We start from the raw sequence: 12,772 nt of genomic DNA on the forward strand, positions 1-12,772 counted from the left end.
ATGCCGTCGACAAGCGGGGTTGCGGCAGGGATAGACGCCGCCTTGCAAAACAGGTCAGGAGAATAGTGATGCGTTTGGCTGGTAAGAGGGCGCTGGTGACAGGCGGTCGGCAGGGTATCGGGCGCGGGATCGTCGAGGCGTTTGTACGCGAAGGCGCAGCTGTCACCACGTGTGGTCGCGGTTCTCGTCCGACAGATCTGGGCAAGGACGTGATTTGGTACACGCTGGACGTAACCGATGCTGCTGCGGTTGCGGAACTGGCCTTCACAACCGACGGTACGGATATTCTGGTCAATAACGCCGGTGTGCAGGTGGAAAAGACTGTCGCGGACAGTACGGACGCGGATTGGGAGGCGGTCATAGGGACAAATTGCCGGGGCGTGTTCAATCTCTGCCGCGCTTACATCCCCCGCATGCCCGAGGGCGGTTCGATTATCAATATTGGTTCTATTTCTGGCCATGTCGCTGATCCGTCTATGGCGCTGTACAATGCGTCCAAGGCATTTGTGCATGGGTTGACACGGTCCATTGCTGTGGATCACGGCCCGCGCATTCGCTGTAACGCGATTTGCCCGGGATGGATCGAGACAGGAATGCTCGACGCCGGTTTCGACTTGGCTAGCGACCCGGATGCCGCGCGAAAAGATGCGCTGGCCCGGCACGCGATGCGCCGTTTTGGCAAACCCGAAGATATCGCATCCATGGCCCTTTGGCTGGCCTCGGACGAGGCCGGGTTCGCAACAGGGCAATTGTTCACAGTGGACGGCGGCATGACCGCTGCCTCCCCACTCAATCCGGGGCTGTTTTGATGGGTGTTAAACATACGGCTTGTCTTGGCGGTGGCGTCATCGGTGCCAGTTGGGCGGCGCTTTTTCTGGCCTCTGGCCGCTCGGTCGCGATGTATGATCCCGCCCCGGATGTCGAAAGCAAGGTACGCGCCTATATCGAAGAGGCGTGGCCGACGCTGGCCGCGCTTGGCTTGACCGAAACCGGCGGGCCTGACGCGATCACCTTTTGCACAGACCCGGCAGCAGCCGTTGAAGGCGCAGATTTTATTCAGGAAAACGTCCCCGAAAGGCTAGAGGTCAAACACGCGACCTTTGCCAGTATTGAACCTTCGCTTTCAGCGCATGCAATCGTTGCCAGCTCTGCGTCCGGTTTGACGTTAAGCCAGATGCAATCTGGCTGGAGAGATCCCTCTCGGTTTGTTTTGGGGCATCCGTTCAATCCTCCGCACTTGATCCCCTTGGTCGAGGTACTGGGAAATGACAGGACGACATCGGGAGTGGTCGAAACCGCCCAGCGGTTTTACGAGAGTTTGGGTAAGACCACCATTCGCCTGAACAAGGAAGTCCCGGGTCACGTCGCCAATCGCCTGCAGGCGGCTTTGTGGCGCGAGGCTATCCATCTTGTGATATCGGGCGTCGCGTCGGTCGAGGATGTGGACAAAGCTGTTTGGGCCGGGCCGGGCCTGCGATGGGCGGCGATGGGGCCGACAATGCTGTTCAACCTTGGCGCAGGCGATGGTGGGTTGGACGCGTTTTGCGATCATTTTTCCCAGACCTTCAACGGGTGGTGGGATGATCTGGGTCAGGTCTATTTGACAGATGATGTAAGGCACCAGCTGACCGCAGGGATCAAAGCGCAAACACAGGGAATGCCGCCTGCGGCCCTGTCGCGAGAACGCGATGCACTGATCGTGGCACTGCAAAAGTCGGTTTCGGATGTGCGCCGAAATCAGGCTTAACGGCAGGCACGCCCACCGGCTTTTTGCCTACGTAAGAACAGATTTCCCAGATTTGCGCGCCCTCCGGAACATCGCCCAATCCGGTGTAGTATTGAAATATTTGAAATTCTGGTGTGTTCCGCCTAGCATTGATGACATGTGGCCCTCGGGTGTTTGCTTTACCCGTGTCAGGTCTTCGTAGTGTGAATGAGTTTTCTAGTTTGCGGTGACTGAAATGAATCTATTTTCCAGCCGTCGGCGGGTCCTTGCGATGCTTCTTTCTGCGGTTGCGGTGGTGCCAGTCGCGCGGATCGGCTTGATGAAACTTAAAGACAATCCTCTTCCACAGGTGCCAGAGCCGCGACTGACTCTGGTCGACGGATGGCTGCTGGATGAAAGTGACCCCGGCGCAGGAGAAGCGTCGTGATCCTTGATGCGCGTTCCGAAATTCCAAACCTCGACGGGACGTATGATTGCTGTGTCATAGGTTCGGGGCCGGCGGGTTTGTCGCTGGCATTAAAAATGGCCGAGGCGGGCAAACGGGTGCTTGTACTAGAGGCCGGTGACAGGGACATCGAGTCAGAGTCGCAAGACCTTTACGAAGGTCAGGATCTGGGCGTTGAGTACGGATCTCTTTCTGCCACGCGCATGCGGGCCTTGGGTGGGTCGACGTCTGCATGGTATGGCCGTTGCCCTATGCTTGATCCCTTTGACTTTTTGCCTCGTGAAGATGTGCCACTGAGTGGTTGGCCTATCGGCTTTGATGACCTGCAGCCTTATCAGGCGGGCGCAGAACGTATGTTGGGCACGGGTAAATTCGGCCCTCGACTTCGCAAACCAGCAGACGAAACCGGACAAATCGACATCGTCGAGCAAAGGTTCAGTTCGGATCGCGAGTTTTATGACGTGCGTGATGACGAAGCAGCCCGCCTTGGAACCAAATACTTGTCGGATCTGGAGACTTCGGAGAACATTGATCTGGTCCTGAATGCCAACGTCGTGGGCTTCACAGTTGATGGCGACAGCGGCAACGTCACTCAAGCACATGTTCGAAACTATGCTGAAGGTGAAGGAAAAGTTCAGGCAGACACCTTCGTGCTGGCGATGGGTGGCGTTGAAAACAGCCGTATGTTGCTGCATTTGAATGCGCAGGAAAACAACCGGTTTGGCAATCAGAATGACATGGTCGGTCGCTGTTTCATGGAGCACCCGATTGTCGTGTTTGGTGCCTACTTTATCACCAAGCGCCTATACTCTCATTCAGCGTCATGGGAGTTCGAACGCCTTCTGCGTCGCTCGGTTCCGGAACTGATGTTAAGTCCCAGCCAAGAGACAATGATGGCAAATGGCTGGTTGAATTCCAGCGTCAGGCTGGAGCGTCTGAAACAGCGTCCGATTGCCAAAGCGCTGGTAGGGGATTCTGAATTCATCAAGGGGCTGACCTACGATCAGGACTATTTTTTTACGGGTGATTGTTTCGTGACGGGCGAACAACGGCCCAATATGGACAGCCGTATCGTTTTGACCGAACAACGTGATCGCTTTGGGCTGAATGTTGTTGGGCTTGATCTGCAATTCACTGACAAAGACATCGAAACTATGCGCGGTTCGGCAGGTGAGGCGGCTAAGTTCCTGATCCGCAATGGACTGGGGCGGATGCGGATGGTGCCTGAGCTTTGGGACTTAGCGCCAGTTGAAGAGATCGGGCTGGGCTATTCAAACCATCACATGGGCGGGGCGCGGATGTCTGCGACGGCTGAAACCGGGGTAGTGGACTCTGATTGCAAAGTGCATGGAGCCACTAATCTCTACGTCGCGGGTTCTGGTGTATTTCCGACATGTGGACAGGCGAACCCCACTTTCACCATTGTGCAATTATCGCTGCGTCTGGCCGACCATTTGATCGCACGGAGTTAACGGGCACTGTTTTCAGCGGTGCAACGGCCATTTTCGGGTTGCTCAGATCGGTTGTGCGTTGTCTCTGTATGACAACAAATGGGGGCGGGAAATCCAATGGCAAATCAAGCGTCCGGTCGGGCGGTCTTTTTGACAGGCAGCCTCATGCGGCATGTGACACGCATGTCCTTGACCACAAGTATTGGCTTGATGGCCATTTTCGCGGTCGATTTTGTGGATATGGTTTTCATCGCGATGCTCGGGAATGATGCTTTGGCTGCGGCGGTGGGATATGCGGGAACGCTGTTGTTCTTCACCAATTCCGTCAACGTGGGCCTGTCCATCGCGGCCGGGGCGCTTGTCGCTCGCGAACTTGGTGGCGGGGGGGGCGATCGTGCCCGCCATTACGCCACCAGCGTCGCCATGCTGGGGGTCGTGTTCGGGATTCTGGTATCCGGAATTGTCCTGTTCAATCTCAGCTTTTTCCTCTCACTGCTGGGGGCAGAGGGCGAGGTCCTACGGCTGGCTGCACGCTATGTTTCGATAATTCTGCCAACGATGTGGGTCATGGCTTTGGCAATGGCGGGTATGGCTGTTCTGCGTGCCCATGGAGATGCGCGTCGTTCCATGATGGCGACGATTTATGGCGGAGTAGCAAATGCCGTGCTGGATCCGATTCTGATCTTTGCTGTCGGGTTGGGACTGGACGGTGCGGCTATTGCGTCGGTGATCGCCCGTCTCTGTATGTTGGTTTTTGCGCTTGGGCCGGCGATCAGGGTACACCGCGCTTTTGCGCGGCCTTCGATGCGGCAAGTCGCCCAGGATTTCCAGGCGGTGCGTGGTATCGCCGTTCCTGCGGTGCTGACCAATATCGCAACACCGGTGGGCAACGCCATTGTCATACGCGAAGTCGCTCAATTCGGAACAGATGCCGTGGCGGGCATGGCAATCATCGCGCGGCTGATGCCGGTTGCGTTTTCAGTCGTGTTTGCGTTGTCGGGGGCCATTGGTCCAATCGTCGGTCAGAATTTTGGGGCCGGGCAGTACGATCGCGTCAAGGAAACTTTTCTGGCAGGGGTGAAATTTACCGGCGTCTACGTCCTGTTGATGGCCGCAGTTTTGTTCGTGCTGCGCGCGCCCATCGCCGATCTGTTTCAAGCGCAAGAAGAGACGCGGTCTTTGATCTACTTGTTTTGTGGGCCGTTGGCGCTGGCGTCGTTTTTCAACGGCGTGATCTTTGTCTCCAATGCCAGCTTTAACAATCTGGGGCACCCTATTTATTCCACTTGGGTGAATTGGGGACGGCATACACTGGGGACGTGGCCGTTTGCAGTCGCGGGCGCATATGTTGCCGGAGCACCGGGAGTGTTGTTGGGCCAAGCCTTTGGTGGGGTCATATTCGCTTTGGTCTGTTGGGTGCTTGTGCGCCGCGTTGTGTCCGGCCTGAAAGCGCCACAGCGTGTTGATCCTTTTGCAGGGCAGAACCGCCTGCAGGCCCTGTTTGGCCGCCGGGGGTGGTAGCCCCCCCGGATCAGTTGCCAGCGTTGCGGGCCTCAAGACGCTCCAGATTGACGACCGTGGACAGCATAAGCCGGTCGTGGCTCCAGTCTTCGGTCTGCTGGACAGAAGCAGCGCCCAAGCCCAGAACGGCAGCGAATGTCAGCGTTAGGACAAGGAAAACGACCGGTGCCGTGGATTGCACCGACGGGGCCTCGGTCAGGGCCAATACACGTTGGCGCAGGACTCGCTTGGCTTTTCCACCGGTCACAAGCGCGACGTTCAGAACACGCGGGCTGCCGCGGCTGATCGTTTTGGCGCAGTAGTCCAGCAGGCAGTTCGTATAGTCGCGCGCGTCGATACCCCTGCGGGAGACCACCGACTGGTCACAAGCCAGTTCGCGCAAGCGGTCGAATTGATATTTCAGCGCAATATAGGCTGGATTCCAGAACAGCAGGGGGCGAAGCAGTTCAAAACCCAATTCCCATTCCACATCGCCGGCGCGCACGTGCTGCAGCTCATGCGCAAGGGCAAATCGCAGCTCGCGCGGGGTGTCCAGCAGGTGGCTGGGCAAAACGACATGACGGCGGAACAGGCCGCGAACCGCAAAGGGCACGGTAATCCGGTCCGACAGACGAATGTCTACTTTGGCCGAGCGACGCCAAAGAAAGCTGTTTTGAATAGTTTGGCGGATCGCTATCCCATCGCGGACGGCCCGCAATAGATAGACAACCGCCATAACCGCCAAAAGGGACAGAGCAGCAGACACCAATGGATAAGCGCCCGAGAGCAATATTTCGACCCAGCGTTCACGCGTGTTCAGAAGCGCTTCAAACTGGGTTGCAGGCATTGCGATTTCTCCGCGCAAGTAGGCCGCTACGGCGATGTCGCCTATTGCGACTGTCCCGTTAGACGACGTTTGCGCCGCAAGCGCGCCTATACCCACAGCCAACACTGGGCTGATCAAAACGCACAGGCACAACGCTTTGAGCGCCCTCAACTGCGCAACAAATCCATATTGCATCGGAGTTTTGGTCAGAGCCACCCGGGCGGCCATCCAAATCAGGGCAGCAAGACCCAGCACGATGTTTAATTCCAGATATACGTCGAGAACCGGTTTAACCGCTGTCATTTTGCAGTCTCCTCTCTACCAGTGCCCGAATATCCTCCAGATCGGCTTCGCTCAGGCCCGCATCGTCAACCAGACGCGCCACCAGCGAGGCAGGCGTGTCATCGAACAATGTACGCGAGAGGTTCTGCAACGACCGTGCCTGATACTTGTCCTTCTCCAGCAGCGGCGTATAGATCAGCGTCTTGCCGTCCTTGCGGCTTTCGACAAAGCCTTTCTCGTCGAGAATCCGCAGGATGGTTGCGCCAGAGGTATAGGCCAGATTGCGTTCTGGTGGCAGACGATCAAGCACGTCACGGACCGAGCCCTGACCAAGTGCCCAGAGCTCATTCATGAACTCCAGCTCTACCTCGGTCAGAAGGTTTGTTGTCTTTTTCTTTCGCATCGGTCTTTCGTGTCGCATTTTTTAGTATGCCTGACAGACAAGCATCCTTTCGCTGTTTCGCAAAGCTCAAACTTTCCAGAAGACGAAAATCCCCCAGCCGATCGACAGGAATAGCGGGGTCCAGACGGGCTGACCGACGATCCCAAGCCAAGCGAGGAAGATATAGGCCGATCCCAGCAGGGTGATGAACAGCCGGTCGCCTAGGGTGGTCGTCAGGCCCAGCACGCCGCGCCGTTCGATCCCGTCGCGGAACTTGAACCCTTCGAGCACGCCAATCAGGGCGATGGCCGAAAAGATGCCGACGAACAGCGCCAGCGTTGCGGGCGTCCAGGCCATCCAGAAATCGGGCCACAAGGGATCGGTCCAGGAAAACCCTTTTTCCTCTTGCTGGCCGACACTGCCCCAGCCCGCCTGTTGGGCCGCCGCCATCGACGGCAGGAAGGGGAGGGTGAGAAGTAGTTTACGCATATCGAACCTCACACACGGCCCATCGCGAACCCACGCGCGATGTAGTTGCGGACAAACCAGATGACGATGGCACCGGGTATGATGGTGAGCGTACCGGCCGCAGCCAGAAGGCCCAATTCGTACCCTGCGCTGGAGGCGGTACGGGTCATCACGGCGGCGATGGGTTTCGCCTCGACCGCTGTGAGCGTTTTAGCCAGCAGCATTTCCACCCACGAGAACATGAAGCAGAAGAACGCCGCGACACCCACGCCCGCTTTGATGTTGGGCAGGAAGATCGTCACGAAGAAGCGCGGGAAGGAATAGCCGTCGACATAAGCGGTTTCGTCCAGTTCCTTGGGGATGCCGCGCATGAAGCCTTCCAGAATCCAGACCGCCAACGGGACGTTGAACAGCGTATGCGCCAGCGCCACGGCCAGATGGGTGTCAAACAGCCCGATCGAGGAATAGAGCTGAAAGAACGGCAGCGCGAACACGGCGGCCGGGGCCATCCGGTTGGTCAGCAGCCAAAAGAATAGCTGCTTGTCGCCCAGAAACCGATAACGCGAGAACGCATAGGCCGCAGGCAGGGCCACACAGACCGACAGCACCGTGTTCAGCGTCACATAGACGATCGAGTTGATATAGCCCCAATACCACGTCGGATCGGTGAAGATGGTAATGTAATTCTCCAGCGTAAAAGTCTGGGGAAAAAGGGAAAAGCCCGACAGGATCTCGTTCGTGGTCTTGAAGGACATCGCGACCAGCCAATAGATCGGCAGCATCAGGAACGCGACATAGAGAATCGGGATGATGGAGCGCTTTTTCATTCTGCGTCATCCTTTGTCATCAGAGTGTAGAAGACCCACGACACAAGCAGCGTGATGGCGAAATAGATCAGGCTCATTGCCGCCGCAGGGCCAAGGTCGAACTGTCCCAGCGCGATCTTCACAAGGTCGATCGACAGCAAGGTGGTTGAGTTGCCGGGGCCACCGCCGGTCAGAACGAAGGGCTCGGTATAGATGTTGAAACTGTCCATGAACCGCAGCAGAACGGCGATGGTCAGGACGGTTTTCATCTTCGGCAGCTGGATGTAGCGGAACACCGACCACGGGCTGGCTCCGTCGATCTTGGCCGCTTGATAATAGGCATCTGGGATCGACACGAGGCCGGCATAGCACAGCAGGACGACCAGCGAGGTCCAGTGCCAGACATCCATGACAATGACCGTGATCCAGGCCGACAGCGGCTGCTGCGTCATGTCATAGTTGATGCCCAGAACGTCATTCAGGAAATACCCCATCAGGCCGATTTTCGGCAGGGTGAAGATGTTCCACATCGAGCCCACCACGTTCCATGGGATCAGCATCGGCAGGGCCATCAGCACCAGACAGACTGGCACCCAGAACCCTTTGCGGGGCATCGAAAGGGCCACGATAATGCCCAGAGGCACCTCGATCAGCAGGATCAGGAAGGTAAAGAGGAACTGCCGACCGAGGGCCGCTTGGAACCGATCTGAGCGCAGGATTTGTTCGAACCAGCCCAGTCCTTCCCAGAAGAACTGGTTGTTGCCAAAGGTTTCCTGCACCGAGTAGTTGACCACCGTCATCATCGGCACCAGCGCGTTGAACGCGACCAGCGCCAGCACCGGCAGGACAAAGAACCACGCTTTTTGGTTTTCCGTTCTCATCAGCTGCGCTCCTCGGTTGCGATCCAGCCGTCACGGTAGACGCGGGATTGTTCAGGTTTGAATTGTAGGAAGACCTGTGATCCGGGCTCGGGCACACTGTGTTCGGTCACGGCTTTCAGGGCGGTATTTCCGACCATGGCGCTGACCACGTAATGGCGACCAATATCCGAGACCTTGGTCACATGCGCCGGGATGCCCGTATCTCCAAAGCCCACATATTCGGGGCGGATACCCAGATCGGTGCGGCCTCCGTCGCCGTGGATGGGGCCTTCCAGCATCACCTCATGGCCCTCGAACACTGCGCGGTCGCCTTTGGCTTCGCAGGGTAGGACGTTCATGCCGGGGGAGCCGATAAAGTGACCCACAAACGTATGCTGCGGGCGCTCGAAGAGTTCAACCGGCGTGCCGATCTGCACCACTTCGCCTTCTTGCATGACAACGACTTCGTCGGCGAAAGTAAGGGCCTCGGTCTGGTCATGGGTCACATAGATCATCGTGGCTTTGACCCGCTGGTGCAGCTCTTTCAGCTTGGACCGCAGTTTCCATTTCAGATGCGGGTCAATCACGGTCAGCGGCTCGTCAAACATCACCGCGTTCACATCGTCGCGGACCAGCCCGCGCCCCATCGAGATCTTCTGTTTGTTGTCCGGGCTGAGGCCGCTGGCGCGGGTGCTCAGCATATCCGTGACATCCAGCATTTCGGCGATCTCATCGACGCGGCGCTTGATCGTTGCCGGGTCAACGCCTCGGTTTTTCAACGGAAAGGCCAGGTTTTCGCCCACGGTCATCGTGTCGTAGATCACCGGGAACTGGAACACCTGCGCGATGTTGCGCTGGTCGGGGGGCAGGGCGGTCACATCCTGACCGTCGAACAGAATCTGCCCCTCGGACGGGGTCAGCAGGCCCGAGATGATGTTGAGCAAGGTGGACTTGCCGCAGCCCGACGGCCCCAGTAGTGCATAGGCTCCACCATCACGCCATGTGACGTCGATTTCCTTCAGCGCATAATCTTCGGGGCCTTTCGGCGAGGGCATATAGCTGTGTCGCAGGTTCGAAAGTTTGATCTGTGCCATGTCAGGCCACCCTTTTGCCGTCTTGGCCGAAATACCGGCAATGCGCCGGGTTCATGTAGAAACTGTGATCTTCGCCAACTTGGTAGGGATGCACCCCCGCCGCCAGCGAAACCCAATCATCCGATCCATGGCGGAAATGCGCGCTGGAATCTGATCCCGACAGCTCGGTCACAATGACCCGGCCCGTCAGTTCAACATCCGCATCCGATGTGCGGAACGGCGTCACCCGGTGCGGGCGCACGGCGACCATGTAGTCTCCATCGGCCATGTCCGAGACGGCCCAGCCTCCGCCACCTGCCAGTTGCGCTTGAGCGCCGGACACGGTGATGTGGGCCACGTTGATCGGCGGGTCCGAGAACACACGCGCGGCGGCGATGTTTTCAGGATTGCGATAGATATCTGCTGTGGGGCCGAACTGCGTCACGCGGCCATCCTCCATCAGGGCGGTGTAGCCACCCAGCAGCAGCGCCTCTTCGGGTTCCGAGGTGGCATAGACCACCACGGCGCCGCGCCCTGCGAACAGATCGGGCAGTTGTTCGCGCAGTTCCTCGCGCAGTTTGTAGTCGAGGTTTGCCAGCGGCTCGTCCAGAAACACCGCGCGGCTTTCCTTGGCAATCGCGCGGGCGAGAGCTGTACGCTGTTGCTGACCACCCGACAGCTCATGCGGGCGGCGGTGCAGCATGGGGCGCAACTGCAGCAGGTCGGCGGCCTCTTCCACGCGGCCTTCGATCTCAGATTGCGCCATGCCCGCCACGCGCAGGGGCGAGGCGATATTGTCAAAAACAGTCATATGCGGGTAGTTCACAAAGAACTGGTGTACCAGGCTGATCTGTCGCTTTTGCGTGTTCAGCCGGGTCACGTCCTGCCCATCCATCAGCACTTTGCCCGAGGCCATCGGATCCAGCCCGGCCATCATCTTGATCAGAGAGGTCTTGCCCGATCCCGTAGCGCCCAGCAGCACATTGAAATGGCCTGTCTGCAGCTTCAGGTTGGTAGGCTTGATATGAATAACGTTGCCAACCCGCTTGGTGGCGTCTTGAAGTTCGATCATGTCCGTGGGTTCCGGTCCTTCAGTGCGGCGCACTGGTCGTGGGGTGGGGATGCCGCGCACGGCACCCCCGGTTGCATTGGCTTAGTTGGCCTGCCAGCGCGCAACCAGCTCGTCATAGTTGACGGTCTGGCCCTGCGGCTTTTCGTTGTCCAACTTGGCCTTGGGCGAACCGGCTTTTTCCAGCCAGAAGGCAGGATCCTGGGGATCGTTCAGGCGGGGGCCACAGCCGCCATAGACGTTGGCTGCCTCATCCGCGGCCTGCATCCGGGCCATGGTGATGTCCATTTCCTCGGCCAGACGATCCATCGCCTCTTGCGGGGTGAAGGCGCCCGAGTTCACGTCACCGATCTGCTGCCACCAGATCTGGGCCAGCTTCGGATAGTCCGGAACATTGATGCCGGTCGGCGACCATGCCACACGATCGGGCGAGCGGTAGAACTCGACCAGACCACCCAGCTTGGGTGCGCGTTCGGTGAAGGACTCGTGGTTGACCGAGCTGTCGCGGATGAAGGTCAGACCCACGTGGGACTTCTTCACATCGACAGTCTTGGACGTCACGAACTGAGCGTAAAGCCACGCGGCCTGGGCACGATCCGAGGGGGTCGACTTGAGGAACGTCCAGGAGCCCACGTCCTGATAACCAACCTTCTGACCTTCTTCCCAGTAGGGGCCATGCGGGCTGGGCGCCATCCGCCACAGCGGCGTGCCTTCGTCATCCACGGTGTTGTTGCCTTCGGACTTCGGCTTGACCATGTCGGCGGTAAAGGCGGTGTACCAGAAGATCTGCTGGGCCACGTTGCCTTGGCTGAGCGCCGGCAGCGACTGGTAGAAGTCATAAGACGCCGAACCCGGAGGCGCATAGTTCCGCAGCCATTCGTCCCATTTGCGGATCGCATAGACCGCAGCCGGACCGTTTGCAGCACCACCGCGCGACACAGACGCGCCAACGGGGTTACAGGTGCCCGCTTCCATGCGGATGCCCCATTCGTCGACCGGAACACCGTTCGGCTCGCCCACGTCACCGGCACCGGCCATCGACAGCCAAGCGTCGGTCATACGCCAGCCCAGGTCCGGCGCGCGCTTGCCGTAATCCATGTGGCCATAGATTGCGACACCGTCGATTTCTTTCACGTCATTAGTGAAGAACTCGGCGATGTCCTCATAGGCTGACCAGTTGACAGGAACACCAAGGTCATAGCCATACTTCTCTTTAAATTCGGCCTTGTTGGCCTCATCATCGAACCAGTCCTTGCGGAACCAATAGAGGTTCGCGAACTGCTGGTCGGGCAACTGATACAGGTTTCCGTCCGGGCCAGTGGTGAACTGAATGCCCATGAAGTCATCCAGATCCAGCGTCGGCGATGTGGTCGCCGCCCAGTCACCTGCCATCTGTTCGGTCAGGTTATAGGCCAGTTGCAGGCGCGAGTGTGTACCGATCAGGTCACTGTCGTTGACATAGCCGTCATACAGGTTCCGGCCCGTCTGCATCTGCGTCTGAACAGCTTGAACCACTTCGCCTTCGCCCAGGATCTGGTGGTTGACCTTGATGCCGGTGATTTCCTCGAATGCCTTGGTCAGAACCTCGGATTCATACGAGTGCGTGGGGATGCCTTCGGACAGAACGTTGATTTCCATCCCGGCATAGGGTTGTGCAGCTTCGATGAACCACTTCATCTCGCCCATCTGTTCGTCTTTCGACAGGGTCGATGGCTGGAATTCGTCGTCGATCCAACGTGTTGCTGCGGCTTCGTCGGCCCAAGCAGAGCCGTGGCCCGCAATGACGGCCGCCGCCGCCACTGCGCAAAGTAGATGTCTCCGCATCTGTCTCCTCCCAAAGATTATGTGATCCGGTGCGGACCGGATAGCGCTCAGCATCAGCGA

At 58.3% G+C, this 12,772-nt stretch carries 13 protein-coding genes; 5 read left to right on the forward strand and 8 right to left on the reverse strand.

Annotation, left to right across the window (positions count from 1 at the left end):
• Window positions 1–68: 68 nt before the first annotated feature.
• The 5 genes from AC2FF7_RS03535 to AC2FF7_RS03555 all read left to right on the forward strand — a co-directional run bounded on the left by AC2FF7_RS03535 (window position 69) and on the right by AC2FF7_RS03555 (window position 5,143).
• The gene (locus AC2FF7_RS03535) at window positions 69–809 is read left to right on the forward strand and encodes an SDR family NAD(P)-dependent oxidoreductase (protein WP_480867202.1); all 741 of its coding nucleotides are present in this window, start codon (window positions 69–71) and stop codon (window positions 807–809) included.
• Complete coding sequence (locus tag AC2FF7_RS03540; RefSeq protein WP_496905205.1) at window positions 809–1,747, forward strand: 3-hydroxyacyl-CoA dehydrogenase NAD-binding domain-containing protein; 939 nt, start codon at window positions 809–811, stop codon at window positions 1,745–1,747. The genes AC2FF7_RS03535 and AC2FF7_RS03540 overlap by 1 nt, the downstream gene beginning before the upstream one ends.
• 214 nt (window positions 1,748–1,961) lie before the next feature.
• The gene (locus tag AC2FF7_RS03545; protein WP_170352707.1) at window positions 1,962–2,153 is read left to right on the forward strand and encodes a hypothetical protein; all 192 of its coding nucleotides are present in this window, start codon (window positions 1,962–1,964) and stop codon (window positions 2,151–2,153) included.
• Window positions 2,150–3,643: a GMC oxidoreductase gene (locus tag AC2FF7_RS03550; protein ID WP_496905206.1), complete on the forward strand. Its 1,494-nt coding sequence runs from the start codon at window positions 2,150–2,152 to the stop codon at window positions 3,641–3,643. The genes AC2FF7_RS03545 and AC2FF7_RS03550 overlap by 4 nt, the downstream gene beginning before the upstream one ends.
• A gap of 162 nt (window positions 3,644–3,805) precedes the next feature.
• Window positions 3,806–5,143 carry an MATE family efflux transporter gene (locus AC2FF7_RS03555; protein ID WP_480867205.1) on the forward strand — a complete coding sequence of 446 codons (1,338 nt, stop codon included), beginning with the start codon at window positions 3,806–3,808 and terminating at the stop codon, window positions 5,141–5,143.
• 10 nt (window positions 5,144–5,153) lie between these two features.
• On the opposite strand, the gene AC2FF7_RS03560 is transcribed toward AC2FF7_RS03555, so the two are convergent.
• The 8 genes from AC2FF7_RS03560 to AC2FF7_RS03595 form a co-directional block, all read right to left on the reverse strand.
• On the reverse strand, window positions 5,154–6,251 hold the full coding sequence (locus AC2FF7_RS03560; protein WP_170750512.1) for a M56 family metallopeptidase: 1,098 nt from the start codon (window positions 6,249–6,251) through the stop codon (window positions 5,154–5,156).
• The gene (locus tag AC2FF7_RS03565; RefSeq protein ID WP_170352711.1) at window positions 6,238–6,633 is read right to left on the reverse strand and encodes a BlaI/MecI/CopY family transcriptional regulator; all 396 of its coding nucleotides are present in this window, start codon (window positions 6,631–6,633) and stop codon (window positions 6,238–6,240) included. The genes AC2FF7_RS03560 and AC2FF7_RS03565 overlap by 14 nt, the downstream gene beginning before the upstream one ends.
• Window positions 6,634–6,699: 66 nt before the next feature.
• The gene (locus AC2FF7_RS03570) at window positions 6,700–7,101 is read right to left on the reverse strand and encodes a DUF2160 domain-containing protein (protein ID WP_170352712.1); all 402 of its coding nucleotides are present in this window, start codon (window positions 7,099–7,101) and stop codon (window positions 6,700–6,702) included.
• A gap of 8 nt (window positions 7,102–7,109) precedes the next feature.
• Window positions 7,110–7,907 carry a carbohydrate ABC transporter permease gene (locus AC2FF7_RS03575; RefSeq protein ID WP_170750514.1) on the reverse strand — a complete coding sequence of 266 codons (798 nt, stop codon included), beginning with the start codon at window positions 7,905–7,907 and terminating at the stop codon, window positions 7,110–7,112.
• A complete protein-coding gene (locus AC2FF7_RS03580; protein WP_170724206.1) occupies window positions 7,904–8,767 on the reverse strand; it encodes a carbohydrate ABC transporter permease in 864 nt (287 codons plus the stop codon). The genes AC2FF7_RS03575 and AC2FF7_RS03580 overlap by 4 nt, the downstream gene beginning before the upstream one ends.
• A complete protein-coding gene (locus AC2FF7_RS03585; RefSeq protein WP_480867209.1) occupies window positions 8,767–9,840 on the reverse strand; it encodes an ABC transporter ATP-binding protein in 1,074 nt (357 codons plus the stop codon). Before AC2FF7_RS03585 ends, AC2FF7_RS03580 begins: the two co-directional genes overlap by 1 nt.
• A 1-nt stretch (window position 9,841) precedes the next feature.
• A complete protein-coding gene (locus AC2FF7_RS03590) occupies window positions 9,842–10,891 on the reverse strand; it encodes an ABC transporter ATP-binding protein (protein ID WP_480867210.1) in 1,050 nt (349 codons plus the stop codon).
• A gap of 81 nt (window positions 10,892–10,972) precedes the next feature.
• On the reverse strand, window positions 10,973–12,712 hold the full coding sequence (locus tag AC2FF7_RS03595) for an ABC transporter substrate-binding protein (protein WP_480867212.1): 1,740 nt from the start codon (window positions 12,710–12,712) through the stop codon (window positions 10,973–10,975).
• Window positions 12,713–12,772 lie beyond the last annotated feature (60 nt).

This window comes from Ruegeria sp. YTSC325 (assembly GCF_059609525.1).